Annotated in this window: 11 protein-coding genes and 1 pseudogene; 4 read left to right on the forward strand and 8 right to left on the reverse strand. The window is 69.0% G+C overall.

Translation table 11 applies throughout. The annotated features are described in order from the left end of the window. Nucleotides 1-195: 195 nt before the first annotated feature. From WMF11_RS13270 to WMF11_RS13280, 3 genes are read right to left on the reverse strand one after another with little or no spacing between them, the layout of a single operon-like run. On the reverse strand, nt 196-948 hold the full coding sequence (locus tag WMF11_RS13270) for a hypothetical protein (RefSeq protein WP_437977736.1): 753 nt from the start codon (nt 946-948) through the stop codon (nt 196-198). Continuing rightward, nucleotides 945-1,550: an RNA polymerase sigma factor gene (locus tag WMF11_RS13275; RefSeq protein ID WP_437552182.1), complete on the reverse strand. Its 606-nt coding sequence runs from the start codon at nt 1,548-1,550 to the stop codon at nt 945-947. The genes WMF11_RS13270 and WMF11_RS13275 overlap by 4 nt, the downstream gene beginning before the upstream one ends. Then, nucleotides 1,550-2,641, reverse strand: coding sequence for a hypothetical protein (locus WMF11_RS13280; protein WP_437977737.1), 1,092 nt, complete (start codon nt 2,639-2,641; stop codon nt 1,550-1,552). Before WMF11_RS13280 ends, WMF11_RS13275 begins: the two co-directional genes overlap by 1 nt. A gap of 229 nt (nt 2,642-2,870) precedes the next feature. Here WMF11_RS13280 and WMF11_RS13285 point away from each other — a divergent pair, with 229 nt between their 5' ends. Then, complete coding sequence (locus tag WMF11_RS13285; RefSeq protein ID WP_437977738.1) at nt 2,871-5,060, forward strand: substrate-binding domain-containing protein; 2,190 nt, start codon at nt 2,871-2,873, stop codon at nt 5,058-5,060. Between the two features lie 965 nt (nt 5,061-6,025). Here the strand turns inward: WMF11_RS13285 and WMF11_RS13290 are convergent. The 5 genes and pseudogenes from WMF11_RS13290 to WMF11_RS13310 all read right to left on the reverse strand — a co-directional run bounded on the left by WMF11_RS13290 (nt 6,026) and on the right by WMF11_RS13310 (nt 14,835). Next, a complete protein-coding gene (locus tag WMF11_RS13290; RefSeq protein WP_437977739.1) occupies nt 6,026-7,330 on the reverse strand; it encodes a TIR domain-containing protein in 1,305 nt (434 codons plus the stop codon). Between the two features lie 722 nt (nt 7,331-8,052). Beyond that, nucleotides 8,053-10,758 (reverse strand): TIR domain-containing protein, encoded by a 2,706-nt coding sequence (locus WMF11_RS13295; RefSeq protein WP_437977740.1) that lies wholly within the window; start codon nt 10,756-10,758, stop codon nt 8,053-8,055. A 141-nt stretch (nt 10,759-10,899) separates the two neighbouring features. Then, nucleotides 10,900-11,175 carry a hypothetical protein gene (locus WMF11_RS13300; protein ID WP_437979434.1) on the reverse strand — a complete coding sequence of 92 codons (276 nt, stop codon included), beginning with the start codon at nt 11,173-11,175 and terminating at the stop codon, nt 10,900-10,902. A 38-nt stretch (nt 11,176-11,213) separates the two neighbouring features. Next, nucleotides 11,214-11,489 (reverse strand): annotated as a pseudogene (locus tag WMF11_RS13305) (glutathione S-transferase C-terminal domain-containing protein); the annotation flags it as partial. 373 nt (nt 11,490-11,862) lie between these two features. Further along, a complete protein-coding gene (locus WMF11_RS13310; RefSeq protein WP_437977741.1) occupies nt 11,863-14,835 on the reverse strand; it encodes a diguanylate cyclase domain-containing protein in 2,973 nt (990 codons plus the stop codon). Nucleotides 14,836-15,262: 427 nt separating this feature from the next. Here WMF11_RS13310 and WMF11_RS13315 point away from each other — a divergent pair, with 427 nt between their 5' ends. The 3 genes from WMF11_RS13315 to WMF11_RS13325 all read left to right on the forward strand — a co-directional run bounded on the left by WMF11_RS13315 (nt 15,263) and on the right by WMF11_RS13325 (nt 19,262). Beyond that, nucleotides 15,263-15,466: a hypothetical protein gene (locus WMF11_RS13315; RefSeq protein ID WP_437977742.1), complete on the forward strand. Its 204-nt coding sequence runs from the start codon at nt 15,263-15,265 to the stop codon at nt 15,464-15,466. Nucleotides 15,467-15,848: 382 nt separating this feature from the next. Further along, complete coding sequence (locus WMF11_RS13320) at nt 15,849-16,073, forward strand: hypothetical protein (RefSeq protein WP_437977743.1); 225 nt, start codon at nt 15,849-15,851, stop codon at nt 16,071-16,073. Between the two features lie 2,478 nt (nt 16,074-18,551). Continuing rightward, the gene (locus WMF11_RS13325) at nt 18,552-19,262 is read left to right on the forward strand and encodes a hypothetical protein (protein WP_437977744.1); all 711 of its coding nucleotides are present in this window, start codon (nt 18,552-18,554) and stop codon (nt 19,260-19,262) included. Nucleotides 19,263-19,330 lie beyond the last annotated feature (68 nt).

The raw sequence follows: 19,330 nt of genomic DNA on the forward strand, positions 1-19,330 counted from the left end.
GATATGAACGCTCGTGTTTGTGCTCGCGTTAATTTTTCGCGGTCCGTGCGAGCGTAGTTTTCGTGTCTATTTCATGTCGTCCGCGCGAGCGTCGATGTCGTCGCCGCCGGCGCAGGCGAGGTGTTCCCGCTCGTGTGCTCGAACGTGGTGTGGAGTTTGCTGGTCTCGCTGGCGGAGCCGCGGTCGTGGAGGCAATCACCGAGCCGCGCCGACGATCCGGCGCAGCGGGTCGGCGAAGGAGCTCGATGGATACCGCGCGAAGAACGCCGCCGCGCGCGCCCGCGCCTCGTCGGCGCGCCCCAGGCGCACCAGCGCGCGGATCGCGATGAACTCCCGCTCTTCCGCGAGCCGCCCCTTCGGGAACTCGGCCTGGTGCCTCTCCAGCGCGGCGAGGGCGGCCTCCGGATCCTGCGCGAGCGCCGCTCTGGACGCGTCGACGAGGTTGGACTCCCGGACCAGGTCGTCGCCGTCGGCCGCGGCGGTCGCCTCCGGCGCTGGCGCCGCCGGTCGAAGGCTCCGCGGCGCCTCGCGGCGGAGGGCCGAGGGGGTCGGGCGCGGCGCGTCGGCCGCCGGCGCGTCGGCCGCCGGCGACCCGGCCGTCGCGCGGCCTTCCGCGCGGGAGAGCAGCCGCTCCAGCGGCAGAGCGGTGAGCACCGGAGGTGGCGCGATCGGCGCGGCAGCGCTCGGGGCCTCGCCCAGGACAGCGTGGAGCCCTGCCCCGCCCGCCCCGATGCCCGCCACGAGGAAGATCCCCTTGATCCACGCCGGCATCGTCGCGCCGGCGCCGGCGGCCGCGCCCGCGGCCGTCTCGAGCGGCGCCACCCGGGCCGCGGTGCGCGCGAGCTCGGCGGAGGTCATCGGTCGGATCGGCGCGGCGGCGCGGAGCAGCTCGCGCGCGCCGGGCGGGGCGCCTCCTCCTTCCTGGTTCCATCGCTTCGGATCGCTCATCTGGCCCCCCTGCGCGCGCGCTCGGCCTCGGACTTCTTCAGGAGCGTCGCGAACTCCTTCCGCGCCGCGTGGAGCCGCGAGTAGACGGTCCCGACGGGGACGCCGACCAGGCGCGCGATCTCGTCGCACGGCATCTCTTCGATCTCGAACATGACGAACACGGCCCGGCGATCGAGATCCATGGCCTCGAGGATGCCCTCGAGCTGCTGCCGCGCCTCGCGGCTGGAGGTGATCTCTTCCGGGCCGCGGGCGGAGTCCGGCACGTCGTCCACCACCTCGCCGAGCCGCTCGCGGCGCGTGTGGGCGCGGCGGCGGTGAGACGAGGCGACGCGGCGGGAGATGGCGAAGAGCCAGGTCGTGATCGGGCAAGCCCAGTCGAAGGACGGGAGCCGCTGCTGGACGACGACGAAGACGTCCTGGAAGGCATCCTCCAGGTCAGGGTGCTGGATGCCGAACCGCTGGAGGGTCGCCCAGACGAAGTTGCCGTGCTCGGCGTGCAGGGCGACGAGGCTCCGCGGCGGCTGCTTGGCGTCGCGCAGGACGTCGGCTCGTAAGCACTGCTCCACGGAAAACTGAATGCCGGCAGCCCGGGGCTCCTTCATCAAAATGTGAGGCCGACCCCCCCGAACACCGCGGCGGCGAGCGCGGCCTGCTCCAGGCCCGTCGGCAGCCCGCCCTCGATCTGGAAATCGTACCGTGTCACTGGAACGAACAGATCGATGCCTGTCTCGAGCCGCAATGGCCCGAGGACACGGACGCCGAGCCGCGTGCCGGCCCCGAGGCTGAGCCACGCGCGGGAGCCGACGTCGGTCGGCAGGATCGTCGGCGGGACGTCGTCGTCTCCGTGGATGACGGCGTAGATGGCGCCCGCCACCGCCCTGCCGCAGAGCCCGAAGGCGACCGAGCGGCTCCGGACCATTTCAAAGCACGCGCCGAGCCAGCCCGCCGTGAGCCCGAAGGCGAACGTCCGCCGGGTCGCGTGCTGCTCCGGGAGCCACAGCGCGCCTGTCTCGAGCGTCCACCGCGGCAGGATCGACCACTCGCCCGACAAGGCGACGCCGAACCCGGGCGAGGGGACGATGCCCGTGGAAGCGAACCCACGCCAGGAGACCGAGAGCCGGGGCGGCGGCGGGGCCTCGGCCGGGGGCGGCGTCGCCTTGGCCTCCGCCGGCCAGGGGAACGGCGGCTCCGGGGCCCGCTCCGCCGCCGGAGGGCGCGCAGGCAGCGGCGGGGGACGCGGCGCCTCGGGGGCCTGCGGGGGGCGCGGCGCCTCGGCGGTCGGGGGGGCGAAGCCGGCCTCGGGATCGGTCGCGAGCAGGATGTGCACCGCTGCAGCGGCCACGATCCCATCGCAGCTTTGCCGGTCGTCGGAGAGCTCGCGGACCGTCGGCGGGGCGCCGTCGCACAGCTCGGTCCGGATCGTGGCCGACCAGGCCCCGGGCTGCCCCTGCACCACAGCCTCGATCGAGGCGGCCTTGCCCGTCGTGACGAGCTCCCGCCCGAGCCGCCGCGAGATCTCGGCGCGGAACCGCGACGCCGACGGGCACCGCCCCTCCGCGCCCGCGAGGCGCACCCACGACACGTCCGCGGCCGCGCGATCGCACTCCGCCCGCGCGCGCGGCACGCCAATGAGCGTGAGCGCCGCGCAGGCGCCCAGCGCGGAGACGAGCGCACGCGCGACCGGCGCGCTCACCGTCCGCTCCCTTCCTTTCGCCCGCTCGATCCCTCTCCGGGGAAAGACGCGGGCTCGAACGGCGGGCGCGCCATGACGGCGAGAAGGGTTCGATCGAGGGCCAAACGGATCGGCGATGCTGTACACCCGGACGATTCGCGAGTCACAGGAATTTCTGGCGGGTGGCGGTGAACGCCGTCGGTGAGCGAGACGGAGATCCGGTATTCATCCATCCGCGAGCCCGCAGCCCATGCACTCCCGCCCGACCACCATCGGCGTCCTCACGCCCTTCCTCGACGGCTTTTATTTCACCTCGGTCCTCAGGGGGATCCGTCAGGCGGCGCAGCAGCGCGGCCATCGTGTCTTGGTGGTGCGCGGCACGCCAGCGTACGTCCAGGCGCCCTCGCTCGCCCGGGATCAGGTGGACGGGTGGATCGTCGTGCTCGCCACCGATGGCATCGAGCGCCTCGCGCAGGCGGGTGTCCCGCTCGTCACGGTCAGCTCCTGCGCCCCCGAGGCGGGCTGTCCGACCGTCATGCCGGACAACCGCGAGGGCGTCCGGAGCGCGGTGCGCCACCTGATCGAGCATGGACACCGGCGCATCGCGTTCGTCGGTTGCATGGATCAGGACGACATCCGCGCGCGCTTCGACGGTTACATGGAGACGCTCGTCGAGAGCGGGATCCCCTTCGATCCCGGCCTCGTCTTCGACGCCGACAACAACTGGCACTCCGGCGGCCAGCGCGCCGCAGAGGCGCTCATCGCGCGCAGGGGAGAGCTCACGGCCGCGGTCGTCGCCACGGACAAGAACGCGCTCGGGATGATGTCGGCCCTCCAGGCCGCCGGATACCGCATCCCCGACGATCTGGCGATCATCGGCTTCGACGACATCACCGATGCGCAGTGGTCGACCCCTCCGCTGACGACCGTGCGCCAGCGCTTCGACGCCCTCGGAGCGCTCGCGTACGAGCTCGTGCTCGCGCGGCGCGCAGGCCAGGTCGTGCCGTCCGGGCCCGTGCTCGCGCCGACCACGTTCGTCAGGCGGCGGACGTGCGGGTGCGACCCGCTCCATGGCTTGCTCCACCGGAAGGGCGCGGCGCCCGACGACGACCTCGGCGCCATCGAACGGCAGATGGTCGAGCTGCTCCTCCGCCTGCCGCTCCCGCCCGAGACGCCCCCCACGGCCGTTTGGCCCGGCGTCTCCGCCGTGATCGCTGGATATACCGCGGCGCTCGAGGGCGCCGCGCCCCCGCCCGCGGCCGAGATCGACGAGGCCTGTCAGCAGGCCGTCCGCCTCACGCCTGACGTGGAGAGCCTCATGGGGATCGCCCGCCTCCTCGGCCGGTCCGGAAAGCGACGCCGCGCGCGCCTGGACAGGGAAGCAGCGGAGTCCGCGGAGGAGCGAGCCGAGGAGTTCCAGGAGCGGCTGCGCCTCTCGCTCATGCTGGCTCGCGTCGAGACCGAGCGGCAGTTCGTCGACGAGCTCGGGGCGCTCACGCGCTCCGATCACGAGGTGAGCCTCGCGCTGCTCGGCGGCACCCAGGAAGACTCGCGCTCGCTCTCCTGGCTCGACTCGACCGCCGCTGTCTGGGGCTGCCTCGCGCTCTGGGAAGACCCGGCGACCCGCGCGCGCCTCGTCATCGCCGGCGCCTACAGCCGCGATGGCAGCCCGACTCCCTCGCTCGGCGCCGTCTGCGCGCGGGAGGATTTCCCGCCCGCCGAGCGCTTGCCAGCGTCGACCGCCGGCGGCCCGTTCATGGTGACGCTCCTGCCGATCCGCACGCTCCGCCACGACTGGGGGGTCCTCGCGATCGTCGGCCCGAGCTCGATCGAGGTCGCCGGCGACGAGGGCACCATCTCCATCTGGGGGGCGCTCCTCGGCGCCGCCCTCGAGCGGGACGCGCTCGTGCAGTCGCTCTCCGAGCAGCACGCGAGCCTCCAGGAGGCCTATCGGCGCGAGCGCGCCCTCTCGGCCGCGGTGCGCGAGCTCGGCTGCCCGCTCATCCCGCTCATGCCCGGCGTGCTGCTCGTCCCGCTCGTCGGCGAGCTCGATGGAGATCGCGCCCGGCAGATGCTCGAGCGGGTGGTCGAGGGGGTGAGCCGACACGGGGCGCGCTGCGTGCTGCTCGATATCACGGGCGTCCCGAGCATCGACGCCCAGGTGGCCCACGCGCTCGGGCAGACGCAGCGCGCGGCCTCCCTGCTCGGCGCCCGCGTCCGCCTCGTCGGCGTGCGCCCCGAGCTCGCGATGCGCCTCGTCGCCCTCGATATCCAGCTGGGCGATCTCTCCAGCCACCAGTCGCTGGCGTCGGCGCTCGAGGACCTCGTGTCGACAGGAGTCCCATCGCTCCGCACGAGACGGGGTGACGCGGCGGAAGCGCCGCCGCGCTCGTCGCGCAACGCGATCTCCGAGTTGCGGCGTCGCGGACGATCGGAGTGACGCTCCGCGTGTCGCGCTGAGCGCGCGGAGACGGTGCTTGCGATGGTCCAGGCGAGGCTCGCGGCGCTGGACGGCGAGGCGCGCAGGGTGCTGCGCGCGGCGAGCGTGTTCGGCGACGTCTTCTGCAAGGGGGAAACGATTCGTAGGTGCATAATATTTATCAATAATATGAATTGTTTACATGCTGTGTCCGGCCGCGGCGGCCGCGACCGATGGAACGGCGCGAGCACAGGCATCTGGCTGCGCCTTCGGCAAGCTGCGCGCCGCTGGGCGCAGCTTTGCGAACGCACGCCGACGCAGGCCTGTCCGAACGTCGGTCCCGCATCAGGGCCACCTGCGCCGGATATCACCGACCCGGCGCTCCGACGTCCGACGGCGCAGGTGCGGGATCACGGCCGCAGCGTTTGGCCGTGTGCCAAAGCAAGCTGGCCGAGGCTCTCGCCCTCCGGCTGGCCGATCGCCATCGCGCCCGATGAGTCGGCCTCAGTCGGGGGCGTGATGGCGGTCTGTCGTCGGTCTGAGGGTGTGGGAGTACTTGGGTCGTGATCGCGGTGACGGCGGTGCTCGCGATCTCAGGATTCGTTTGGCCGACCCACGTGTGGCGCATGAGGCTGAGCCTTGACACGCAGGAGAAGATCCCCTCGCCGAGGGTGAGCTGCCGAGCTCCGCTATGATGCGCTCCCCGGCCGCTGGAAATGACGCGAGCCGCCTCGCGGAGGGGAACCGCCCGGAACTCCCCGTGGGCGCCCGCAAGGTGCGCGCTCCCACGTCGCCCGTAGAGGCCGCCTCGTTGGAGGTGCACGCCTCGACCTCTCCGGCAGCCCTAGAGAACTCGACGCCGTCCCGTTGTGGCGCGCGGTGCGGCTGAACCTCGACGCGGACGTGCACATCCGGCGCCGCTTCCGGGCCCTGCTGCTCAAGCAGTGGAAGCGCAGGCGCGCGGTGACGCATAGCGCCGCCTGGTCTCAATGGTACCGGGCACTCGCACGTCTAATCGACGCGACGACTTCTCGAACGCCGCGCGCAACATCGACCCAGGCCTCATCCGAATTTACCCACGTTGTTACTGGTATCCCATTGGATGGAAGCGAGGGTAAACGCTCAACAAGAGTTCCTTCAGCATAAGTCGGACGCACTAGAACTGGAACAATGATGGCCTTTCTTGCTCTCGCTCGCGCTTCGATGCGCCGAAGCATGTTGTTCTCCCACAGGTGATTGAGGTAATCCGCACTAATGAGCAGCAGGATAAGTCGTGCCAGGTCCAGATTTTGCCAAATGGATGCTTCTCGATTGTCTCCCGCGGTGATGTCGCCCTCGTGCCAAGTTTTGATCACGCCGCTGCTTCGGAGTGCCCAGAGATGCTTTATCAGAGCGTCCCTGTGCTGCTTGTCCACATCGGCGCTGCCGCAGAACACAGTCACAGGATCAATGGCCTCGCCTGGGAAATCGTCATATCCAGCGTCTTGGTGTACCCCTGCCCCTGACGCGGATTCGGGGGTCCACAGTCGGCTTTCCTTCGTGACACGTCGACCGTCCTGCCGCGCCGATCGGTCTGTCGGCGCATCAGGGGTGGCATCCTCAACGTCTAAGACATCTGCGTTTCGGGCAACCGAGGCGATCGATTCAATAATGAGGTCGATGCTGCGAGCCACAGCATTGCGACTCGCCCCAGGGTCAAGGATCGCTAGAATATCGACGCTATTCCCGTGGCGCCAGATGGAATGACCGAAGTCGAGCTTGATGCCTGCGGTAGTGCTAATGACGTTGTCGAGCATGTCGACCATCCTGACAGCCGCTGACGTCTTGCCTGCGTTGAGCCCATCGATCACGCTGGCAGCCGCTGACACATTGCCTGCGCCGAGCACATTAATCAGCCTGGCAGCTGCTGGTGTCTTGTCTGTACCGAGCATATCGATCACCCTGGCAGCTGCTGGCATCTTGTCTGCGCCGAACACGTCGATCACCTTGGCGGCCGCCGACATGTTACTAATGCCATAAACCGGCTCCATCGCCTTCGCGAGCGACGCACCTGCTGCGACCGAGGCGTGGAGCGGCTCCATCGCCTTCGCGAGCGACGCACCTGCTGCGACCGAGGCGTGGAGCGGCTCCATCGCCTTCGCGAGCGACGCACCTGCTGCGACCGAGGCGTGGAGCGGCTCCAGCGCCTTCGTGAGTGAATTCACGGTGCTGAAGGCGCCTCGAAAGGGATCAAGGGAGTTGAAGAGCGAAGTAAAATCCATTTGATGCACGAGGAGGTACTTCGATCCCATCGCGGAAGGCTGAACGAATTTTCAGGCGCCGTCAAGCGGCGGCATGCATGTTGCTGCACCGCGGGTTTTCCAGTCGCCAGGCAGCGCGCAAAAATTGCCTTTCGGGCGTCGGGGACTCCGATGGGCAGCCAGACTGGCCGAACTCGCGCGCAGCTCCCATGCCGCCGCTAGGCGGCGGGTCACGCGGTCCACCTGCCGGACACAAGCCGCCGGAACTCGCCCGAGGCGTCTCTGAGCGCGTCCACGCTGCCGCTGGGCGGCGCAGGCGGCCACCTTGCCGAGTTCGGCGCGGCTGGCGTCCAGGTGGACGGAGGCGAGTTCGGGAGCGCGCCGGCTCGAGAACGCACGGAGGTCATCAAGGACGAGCCCACAGCGAGGGGGGCGGCGTCAAGGCGCACGCTGTCGGGGTCGCGCCCGCAGGCGCGGCGCCGGGGCCGCGCTCCCGACCGCGCTCTGGTTTGCGCGTAGGCTCCCCCGGTCGCGGTTGGAACCCCGCCTCCACCCACCGCGAGGCGGCGCGCGCGTCCGCGTCGCGCGCTTCGATGCGACCGAGCTCGAGCGCGCCGTGCTCTGGGCGAAGTAGCACACCGGAACGCCGCGCTCGCTGCTCGCGCCGGAGCTGGGTCTGCGCGGGCTCGACGCCTGGTCCCAGCTAGTGTTCCCTGGCCTCTCCGACATGCTGGAGCTTCTGCTCAGTCTGCCCTCCCCGCTAGATCCAGAGCTCACCCGTTTTCGCTCGCTCCGAATACGAGACCTCTCCTCGGATCCAGGCGGACGCCGTGGTGCCCTGTGCGTCTCGCGAAGTCGAGCCACGACATCTGGGCAAGGTAAAACTTGAGCTGCGGGTCCTCCACGCTGAGCACGCCCGCGCCGGGCTGGTAACAGAAGAGGCTCGAGAGCTGCGGGATCTCCTCGAGGCAGCGCTGCATGTGACTGCCGAGCCACTCGAACGCAAGGGCGAGCGTGGGGTACCGGAGCCGCGCGTCGTGCAGGAGGACGTGGCCCTCCTTCTCTTCCGACAGGAGCCACAGCAGCGCTAGCACGGCACCCCGCGGCGGCGAGCTCTCGTCGGTCGACGCGAACGCCGACAGGGGCCTGTAGTACTTGAACTTAAGGTTATCGAGCACGGCGTTGAGCACGTCGCGCGGCCCGAGCTTGATCTCCGTCTTGACCGGCTGGGTCTCCACGATGCCCTGGGTCATCGCCGCCTGGAAGCAGAGCTGCTGCAACGTGAAGAAGCTGCCCGCGGCCGCCTCGACGAACTCCGAGCGTCGGAGGAACACAACGTGGGCCGCCGCCTCTCCCTTGCGCACGAGCTCGTCGAGCTTCTCCCGTGGCTGTGTCGCCATCGACACCGTCACGAAACGCCCCACCAGGTCCGGAAATCCGGCTACGAGCGAGTCGCCGACCGGGTTGATCCCGATGATCGTCAGCTTCGCGTCGCGGCGATTCTTGTCGGCCATCGTCTTGATGAGATCGGCGAGCTGCCGCTTCCGGTGGTCGTCGAGGTGGTGATAGTCGTCGACGACGAGGTGCCCCGTGAACCCGGTCCTCACGGCGGCATCCAGCCGCTCGACGTCCTCACGAGCCTTGCTCGTGAGGTACGTCTCCGGCCACTGTTGCCTCGCCTTCTCTAGCGCCTTCCTGGTGGCCGTCGTCTTGCCGATGCCGGAGGGGCCTTCCACGACCAAGCCCTGCCCCATGATCCGGAGGTAGATCTCCAGCTGCGTCATCTGCGACGGCTCGACGAACGTGACGTCCGGCTGCCCGGTCGTGCGAAAGATGTCGCCGATGGAGATGATCTCGGCGGGGGCAGCCTCCCCAGCCGCGGTCCGACGCTGCTTGAAGCTCGCCAACACGCCGCGGAGCCCGCGGGCGACGTCCAGCCACGCCTCGTCACGATCGCTCCATTTCGTGATGGGCTTGCCGCCGCGCGGAAGCGGCTGGATGGATCCGAGCGGGGACTCACTCCAGTCGCATGGCCGCGCGATGATGGGAATGACGCGGAGCGCGCCGTCGGCGCTCCGCGCCAGCATTCTCTCCGTCTCGTCGTACGCAGAGCTGAGATAACTCGAGCTCAACAAGACGATCACGACGTCGGTGTCGCTGAGCTGCCGCTCCAACTCGGCGGCAACCTCCAGGCCGGCCTCCACGCGAGAGCTGTCCCAAAGATCGATCAGCCCCTCGCGCCGGAGGGGGCTGAGGTGCAGCCGGAGTTCGGCGGCCAACGTGCTGTCCTCCGCGGCATGGGACATGAGCACCCGCACCGGAGCGCCGGGCGGTCGAGCGCTCCGCGCAGCGGCCGTCGAGGGCACCGGCTCCGGTGCGGCCTTCTTCGGCGCGCCCCTCGCCGGCATAGCCTTGGGCCGGCGTCGCAGGCTGAGCTGCTCCGGCCGCGTTCCCTGGTCTTCCTCCAGATCGAACGACGTCAGGTCCGGCACGAGACGCCAGAATCCCTCCTTGCGCTGGAGGCCGATGCGGGGCCAGATCCGCAGGTAGGCTGCGTCGGCCTCGAATTTGATGCGTCCAGCCGCATAGCCGTGCCGCCGCTCGACGCGCCCGTCCGCCCACGACTCGAGGCCGAAGAGCGAGGCGGCCTGCCAGCTCCGCCACGGTTCGGCGCCGCCTACCGAGAGCGTCTGGGTGCATCCCTCGTGCATGTGGCCGAAGTGGTGCACCGCGAAGCGCCCCGGCGGTGCGATCTCCCCGTGGAGGGCTTGCCGCGCAGCCTGGCCAAGCCAGCCAGGCGGGTGATGGGTCAGGAGTAAGCACACGTCGTGCGCCCTCGCCCAATCGGCCACGTCCCCGCCGCAGGCCTCCTGGATCTGCCCCAGCCCGAGGGCGAGCTTCCCCTCGTAATCGCCGCCGGTGAGCTGCAGGAACGCCGAGTTGAGCCCCACGACGCCCAGGCGGACGTCGTTCTTCTCGATCGTGGCCGCGAAGTCGCCGGGCAGGAGGCCTGGACGGTAGCTCCGCGCGCGCGGCAGCGGGTGAGCGTTCCACCATTGCGTGTAGTGCGCGAAGGCGTCCGCGATCACACTGCGGTACGGCGAGCCTGGGTCGTGCCACAGCTCATTGCGCACGTCCGCGTCGCTGTTCCAGTTTCCCATCACCCTGACGGCCGGGTTCTTCGGGTTTGGCCGGACCAGGTCGTGATTACCAGGGACGGCGAGCAGTATCGGGTCGGAGCCGAGGTCCCGGAGGTGCTCCCAGATCCCGTCGAGCGTTTTGGTGAGCCGCGTGAACTCCTGGTCCCCCGCGCGCTGGGTCAGGTCGCCCGTGAAGAGAACGATGTCCCACGGACCGCAGAGCCGGTGGAGCTTGGCGAGATCCTCCAGGAACACTTCCCGGACGTTGGGCCAGAGCCACCCCTGGCCCTCAAGCCCTTGGTGCAGATCGCTCAGGTGCAGCCAACCGAACGAGGTCATAGCTGTTCATTCTGCACATGCGGCCCGGTGGCGAACAGCTGAAAATCGTACTGGTCTCCGCATGCCGGGGTGATTCGATGGACGCGCGGCGAGCGGTCGGCGCTCGTGGGCATAGCGACAGCGTATGCGGGAGGGCTCGGCTCACTGCTTGACGATGCGGTATCGTGCGCGCCGGAAGTGTATGGCGATCTCCCCGAGCGTCGGGTCCTCTCGCCGGCTCGCAATCTTCTCCGCCGAGAGGCGCACGACCGTGCCGCGGGTCTCCTCGCGGCCGTCGGCGTCGGCCGTGATCGCCACGACGTCCCCTGGCGACAGGCCGTCGTCGGACGAGAGCGCCGTGCGCGTCGCGAGCTCCCCGCCGGCGACGTCCGCCGGCTCGGCCTCGCGGGCGACCGCGAGCACCCCGGCGGCGGCCATCGGTCGCACGTCGCGGGGCCGAAACGCTCGACACGTGCGAACCACGCCGCGAGTGCCGGCAGCGCGGCCACCGCCCCGAACAGCCGGGCGCTGTTCTTCAGGAACCAGACCGGGTGAAAGCACGCGGCGTCGGCGATTGAGAAGGCGTCGCCCAGCAGGAAAGGCCGGCCGCGGAGCTGGCGGTCCGGGCGATCCATCGAGAGCAGCGCCTGGCCGAGCGCTTGCGGCGCCGCCTCGACGAGCGCGTCCTTGGTTATCGCGGGCGCCACCGCCGCGCGATCGATCAGGATGTCCCGGGGCAGGACCGGCAGCATGTGGGGGTAGAAAATCCAAACGTGATCCGAAAGTCAAGCTCTTCATAGCGGCCATCCCACCCCCGTACAGCCACGCTGCATGCGCTGGTTAACGTATAGAACCTTATGCGATCCACATCCCTCCTGGAAAAGTGACGCTGTCAACAACGTATCGATGCATTGAAGGGACCGCGTTCAGTCCACAGCCTGCGGGCACCCTAACCAGCAGACCGCCCGCGTGGCGCGCCAGATCCTGCCCACCCTCGCTCCACGGCCGGATACCGCGACGCCTGCACGGTTGCTACGCTGCCGGGGCACGCAGGGCTTCGAGCGGGCCCCGGCCGGTCGCGCGCCGCATCGTCAGGTGAGCGCGGCGCCCGCCGGCCGCAGCGGATCACCGCCCCAACAGGCGATCGAGCGCAGCTTGTTCCCTCGCAGCCGGCGCGGTGGTCGAGATGAGCTCGTGGAGCTCCGCGAGCCGCCGGTGCCTGGGCACGTTCAGGATCACGTCATGATCTGACGTCACTCCGCGTGCCTGGATCTCCGCGCCGGGTGGACCGAACTTGAGCTCGTCCGCGACGAAAACTTCCACCCGCATGCACCGCGGACAGACCTGAGCACAGAACAGCGGGGCAAGGTTCATCGGCTGGCCTCCGGGCGTGAGCAAGTAACACCAATCCCGGAGGAGCCGGACGGGTAGGCTCGCTTTCTCCACCGCGAAATGTTCGGAGCTCCCGCGGAGCTCCCGGAGCAGGTACTCGTATTGCCCGCTCTCATCGTCCTCGAAATCCTCCACCCTCTCGCGGCTGACCAGCCGATAGCCGCCCAGCGGCCGGAGCAGCCCGAGCAGATCGTCGAAGACCCTCCGCAGCTTCGCGTCCTCTTTCTTGTGCTCCTCCTCGGGCAGGCCGAGCCCATGGGCATGGCGATCTGCACGCAGGATGACCTCGAGGATGGCTTTGCCGATGTCAGAGCGCCGCTCTGTGCCCGCCTCGGTGCCGATGAGCAGCCGCGCGACCGAACGCTCGCCCAGCCCAGCCGCCTTGCCGAGGATCCCTAGCTTATATGCGAGGTTCTCCCACGATCTCCCCGAGAGCCTGCTCTCGACGTAGGGACGCAGCGTGCTCGCCACCTTCTGTCGGACCGCCGGATCGTTCAGCAGGAGCAGCGCGGAGAGCTCCAGCGCGACCGCGAGCCGGAGGATCACCTCGATGCCCCTGCTCAGAGCGCGCGCCCGCGACAACGCCGTGGGGCGCGTGCGGACGACCGCCGGGATGACGGCGATGGGAAACGGCAGGCGTTCCTCGTCGCCCCCCTCCGCGCTGAAGTCATTCCGGTGGACGAGCCGGACCAGAATCTCGTCGAGCGACGCCTCCCGATACGTCCGCAGCTCCTCCGGACCCAGGGCGGCCAACCGCAATGCTCTCACGGCGACGTGCTGGGTTTTCGCGGGCACCGGACGGGTGGTCCAGCGTTCCCGAACGCGTGCGAGGAACGATTCCGCGTCCCCCGCGCGGCGGTTCACAAGGCCGGCTAGGACGTACCGTTCCTGCCACGTCGCGATCATGTCGGCCTCGTGCAGGGCAAATTCGACATCATCCACGAGCTCTTTGAACCATTCATCGCGCACGCGCCGCCCTAGCTGGCTGATGAGCGAGGTCTCGTCCTCCATTTCGAAGGCCGCGACTGCACCGAACGATTCGGCTGCAACCATCCTGCGGATCATCCACTCCGCGTCCTGGAGGCGGTGCAGTATCACCGCAGCCTCGACCACCTGGTTGCCGCCCGCCCGCTCGGCAGCGTACCTGCGCTCGCGAGCCAGCCGCACCAGATCAGGCCCGGGCACACCCGCGGAGAGCTCGGCCACGCCGATTGAGACGGTGGTCCGGATCGCGTACTCCTTGTAGAAGACGTCGCGTGCCTCCACCGCTTGGCGGACGAGCTCGGCCATCTCCTTGCCCTCGGCGAGTCCCGTCCGCGGCAGCGCGAGCAGGAAGCAGGCGCTCCCGTCGCGCCCGACGGTGTCCACCTGCGGCAGCGCCGCCTTGATACGACGCACGATTTCCACGAGGACGGCGTCCGTGGCCGTGTCCCCATAGCTGGCCTCGATCTGCCGCGCGTGGTCGACCGCCAGCGCCACCATCGTGAAGGGCTCACTCCGCTGGACCGCGCGCTCCACGAGCCGGGCGATCTCGTCGCGCATATGACGTGCATTATAGACGCCGGTCGCAGCGTCGGTCGTCGCCAGCTCGCTGACGATCTCGTGGAAGTGAGCCGTGATGTCCGTCCCGGTAAGGTACTTGAGGACCGTTGCGCCCAGCCAGAGCTGCTCCCCCCCGACCAGCCCTTGCCGCCTGACGTTCACGTCGTTGACGTAGGTCCCGTTGGTCGATCCCAGATCCTGAACCACGACCTCCTTTCCTTCGCCCCGAATACAGCAGTGACGGCCGGAGATGGTCGGATCATCAATGGATATGTCATTCTCCGGATCTCGCCCGATCGAGATCCCTGCCCCGCGCACGACGTACCGCTTTCCCCGCTGCTTGTCGTCCGACGTCCAGACGACGACGACGCAGCTGTCGCTGCGCGGAACGCTCGCGGGGGTGCCCGGGGCATAGATCAACGTTCTCGCCTTCTGAAGAGGGTTGACGCTGGGGCCCGGGGCAGGTGCGCCCGCGGGGGACGCAGCAGGTGGATGGAGTGTCGGCGTTTCGATAGAGCCCTCGGTCGGCCCATCCACCCTGGGCGGCGTCGGGTTCGACAGCTCGAGCGTGCTGCTCGTGCCGAGCGGAGGCGACGCAGCGGCGCCCCTCGGGGCCTCTTTGTCGGACGGCAGCTCTGACGGCCGAAGGTGATACTGGGTAAGCAACTTCCTGGGAGGACTGACGTCCCGTGGTGCATCCTTCGCGCCCGCCGACCGCGCGAGCCGCGCGATCTCGCCGGCGACCTCGGACATGGCCTGGTTCCGGCGATCGCCGCTCAGGAACGCGATGGGCAACGCACCCTTCGGGAGCACCCCGAGCTTCGCCAGCAAAGGGTGGTCGCCCCACAGGCAGGTCTTCAGGAGGACGGGGATGACCCGCACCCGGCCCTCGTCGCGCCGCTCAAAGAGCCTGGCCACCTCGGCATCGGCGATGAAGTCGGAGGCCAGAAACGACGGGCTCACGAGCAGGAGCACCACGTCGGCCGCATCGAGCGCGCGTTTCATCTCGCTGCGCGACTCGTCACCAGGCAGGATCCGGTCGTCTGTCCAGGCGTCAACACCGCCGATGCTGCTGAGGTGCTCGAGGAGCTGGTCCTTCAGCCGCTGGTCCTTACGGCTGTAGCTGATGAAGATCCGGAGACGAGGCTGCTCTCCTTCGGCCATGCGCAAGTATCACCGGGAACAGGTCGAAGCGGCAAGCGCCGCCGGGGGGGACCCGGCCGCCCGGTGACTTTCAGGGGCCGCGCCGTTCGTCGGGCGCCAGGCTCACGCGTTTGACAGCGGGGTATGCCCGCGCCGATGGGGCTCAACCCGTGCGGCCGCACTTCGACCCCTTGAGGCGTCTCAGCACGCGCCATCGGCGGAGCGCCTCGCGAAACCGCCTTCTGGGCGCGTGGCTACGACGTTGAGGCGCACGCTTCCGAGCTCACGCTCCAGAGCCTCGGCGCCTGGGTGACGCTCCCGATCGAGCTCTGCTTGCGCACAGGCCGCCAGCGTTGGGGGTAACTTCCTGTCGAGGATCCCCTGGCCGAGGGGCGCCCCCGCGGCGCACCCGTGCCGCCGACGCCGGCCGCTCCGCCGTCGGGGCGGCGTGGCCGAGCTCGATCAGATCGAGGGCCATAGCCCCGAGCTTTCCGACGCGCGCCTCGACCTCCGCGCCCGCCCTGCCGCGCGGGTGAGCCGCCGCGTTCGCCTCGGGCTCCTCGCCGGGTGGCGCGACACGAGCTCGGCCAGAGCGACGGCGGAGCTCCGCCTCGACCAAGTGGACGCGGCCACTCCGCCCTCGATCTGGTGAACATCGACGCGGCCCGCTCCGCCTCGGCCGGGTGGACATCGACAGCCCCGAGTTCGCCGACGTCCTCCTCGACCCCGCCGCCGCTGCCACGGTAGACAAAGCTGCGGCGCCGAGCCCGCGCTCGAGAAGCTCGCCCGCCACGTGGCCGGGCTCGCCGGCGCTGAGCACCGGTGTCCAGTCGCCAGCACCCGACGTGGCCCTCGACACCCGTAGCGCGCTCGCCAGCGTCCTCCTGGACGCCCATGGCCGCGCCGCCGTCGGCCACCCAGCGGCCGCGGGGTCGAGATGGCGCCCGTCGAACTCGGGACCCTCGATGCTCTGGCCGGCGTGGACCGGCCCGCGGAGGTCGAGGGCCACGTCGGGCGCGGGTGACTGGACGCCAGTGCTCAGTGCCGAGCTCGGGGCCGTCGTCGTCCACTTGGCCGAGCTCGTCGCCGGCGAGGTCCGCGAGCACGAGGCCGCGGCGATGTCGCAGTCCGCCTGTTCGAGCAACCGGGGGAGGGTCGAGGTGAACGCCCGCGATCTTCGGGCCGGGGCCGTCGATGTCCACCTGTCCGGGGTGCGAGCGGTCCGCGGAGGTCGAGGTATACACATCGGGCGCCGGTGACTGGCCGTTCGTCCACCGGTTGGTTGGCGAACAGCCAGGGGGAGAAGCGTTCCAGCAACAACGGACGCACTGGCGAAGGACTTCGCATCGTCGCAGGCGCTATCCTATACGCCCTATTCCAGCCTGTCGCCCGACGATGCGGTGTCAAATCGGCTCAGGTAAGGTGTGCCTCGTGCATCAAATTGGCATACCCACACGTGGTCAGGATCATACGCGGTAGCACCTCCAATAGATACAGGTGGGGCCGCTTGCACACTCGGCAGCGCGTCGAGGATCTCCTCGCTCCCCGCACGCCATCGAAAGGACCATCTCGTCATCTCGGAAGGTCTCGGGTGATGCGCGTTCCGACGTTCGATGATGCGGCCTCGCGTATGGCGATACCACTCATTGAGCCGTTTGGCTATGTACAGATCTCCTGTGTGTGGAAACCATGCAGCGAGCTCAGATCCGGCGTTGAGTGCGTTGGCGTACACTTTAACTGGCGAGAGCCACTCTTGCGATAGCTGTCGCAGGAGGAGCTCGTCAAAGAGCGACGGTAATAGCCCATTGCCTGCCCGTCGGGGAAAGAGTCCGGCATGATAACGCCCAAGGTTGGCCAACTGCGGGTGGAACATGCTCCCAGACGCACAGAACCTAGAAAAGGCAACGGGCGAGCGGCGGCACCACAATTTCCAGAGCGTAGCCGCGAAAGTTGTCTCGAGCTTCGACCATTGGACCACGGGCGGCTTGCGTAGCAGAGCATCCGCGACATAGATGGATATAGCCATGCCTGGGCCGGGCCCTTGCGGAAATGTTCCGGCGGTCTCTGGGCTGAGATCAACGACGAACACCGTACGCCCGCGCTCGACTACGGAAGCACAGATTCGACAGAGGCTCATCAGGCCGCCTGGTGTCGGTGGAAGCGCCACGCAGATCGGCGGCCCATCAGAACGCGCAAGCTCTTCATTGAGATCGGTAGACGGCTCTCCCCCCCAGTATCTGACGCGCGCAGCACGATGACGTTTCGGATCGACTCTTGATGGACCCAGCAGGAGATTGTCATCGTCGGCCACGACCGGGGATGCAACCTTGGCTAGAGCCGCTCCGGCAATCCTGCCAACGGCAACATGTATTGCGCCCTGTATCGGAACATTCATCATCTGAATCCGCACGATCTGCATTTGCATGCTGGCGGGTATTGTGTTTCATTCTGGCAGGCGTCGCGGCAGCTTTCGCACGGTGTGTGGCCCCATTTGTCGCAGCCTGGATATCCCGTGATGCACTTGCCGCCGATCTCTTGGCAATCCACGAACATGTCTGTGCATGTCTTGTCGGGCGTGCACCCTGCCATCTCTTCAGTGGCGCCGCTCCCCACGTCGTCACCATTTCCGAACCGGTCTCCCGCAGCTGCTGACCCCGGTGGGTATGGTCCTCCGGCCCCTGTGCCTTCCGTCCCTCTAAGATAGCACTCGCCCACGTCGTAGTTGCACGCCCACACCGTGAGACCGAGAGGAATAAGAACAGGGATCGCCTTCAACTTCAGTCGGTGGCGCATGTTCATCCTCCACGTTTTCCAGATGCGTGTGCGGAGGGGCCGCGTCAACTGTGATTCAGGGCATGGATTGCGTTCCTGCCGCTACGGCTGGTTAACCTTGCCCCGGTCCGAAGCCGAGCTCGAGCTGAGCGAAGCGGGTTGCACATCGTCGCGGCCGAGTTCGGCGCGGACCATCGGAGGTCGAGGCGCACGTCGACGCGGCCTTGAGCCTTGAGCCTGCTCCGCGCGTTGTGACGCCCGGGGCGGGAGGTCTCGAGCGTGAGCGCGGCGCAGCCCCCGCGGCGGGGTGGGGCGGTCGAGGTGGACGGACATCGGCGAGCGCGGCGCGACCTCCGTCCAGCTGGTCGAGTTCGGGCGTATCGCCAGCGACTCGGAGATTCGAGGTGAAGTCGAAATGAAACAGGCTGGCTATTGTTGATGGTACTTTACTCCGCTCCTCCTTCCGCCTTGACGTCTGAGCTCGCGAACGCGGCGGACTCGCCGGTGTCTACCTGGAGCGGCCACGAAGGGCGAGGGACAAACAGCGCTCAGCTTCCACGTATCCCTGCTCGGGCCATACGTCGGTATCCACCTCTCCGGCATCCCCGAGGAGGAGCCGGTGGCGCGCGAGATCGCTCGGGAGATCGAGGCCACCTACCCCGGTTACCGACCGATCCCGGCGCAACTCGGAAACGAGGTGGTGCCGGATGTGGCGATGGACACGGTGTTGATGGGCGAGGCGACGATCTACATGTGCCTCTTCTCGGTCGTGTGGACTTGGGTCGAAACAGTTCCGCTACCCGGGAGCACGTGGGCGAAGGCGCTGCTGTCCTCGATCCTGCTCGCCGCGGGCGCCAAGGAGCGGCCGGCGGGCGGCTCGCTCCGCCGGACCGCCGCGCCCTCGCGCCCTGGCGCGCAGGCACGCCGGCGTATGGTAAAAATGTCGTGTGCCTTCCATGAACCCGGTGCGTTCCCCTCGGCTCCACCCCGCCTCGGCGGGCTTGCGGCGATGGCTTCCCCGGGCGCTGGCCGGCGCGTGCTGCGCCTGGGCGATGGGCTGCGCGGAGCGCGCTCCCTCCTCGACGTCTCCGGCGCCGCGGGTCGCCTCGACGGCGCGGGCCGCTGCGCCGGCGCCCGCCGCGAGCGCCGCGAGCGCCCCGCCCGCCGGCACGCCGCCGGCGTCTCCGCCGACAGCGGGGGCGCCATCTGGCGACGCACCGGCGCGCGAGCGCTGGGTCGGTACGCTGGAGCTGACGAAGGGCTCGCAGCCCCTCATCGCCGGGAGGATGCTGTCGAGCGAGGACGCCGAGCGCTGGCTCGGCCCCGAGTGGCGCGCGCTGGCCGGGCAGCGCGTCCGCGTGCTGGCGGTGCTGCGCGACCACGTCTGCGAGCCGCACGCTCAATGCATGATCGGGGGGATCATCCCGTTGCTGGAGCAGGTCGCGTCCGTCGAGCTGTGCAGCAGCACGGGCTCCTCCGGCAGCGCAGCGGTCGTCGATTGCGCGCCGTCGCCCGCCCAGAAGGAGCGCTGTCAGGACGAGTGCCGCACGTTGAGCGAGGACTGCGGCCGGCGCGCCGACGGCGACCGCGGAGGGCTGCGCCGCTGCGGGTGCGCCAAGGTCACGTGCGAGAACGGCTGCGAGGAGACCGGCGAGCCCGCCTTCACGTGCAGGTGACCGCTCCCTGCCGGGAAGGGCAGGGGGCCAAGGGGACAAAACGACGAAGGCCGCCTGGCACCCGCCAG

Origin of the sequence: Sorangium sp. So ce295 (assembly GCF_051527405.1) — a bacterium.
In the GTDB taxonomy this organism is placed as follows: Bacteria; Myxococcota_A; Polyangia; order Polyangiales; family Polyangiaceae; genus Sorangium; species Sorangium cellulosum_B.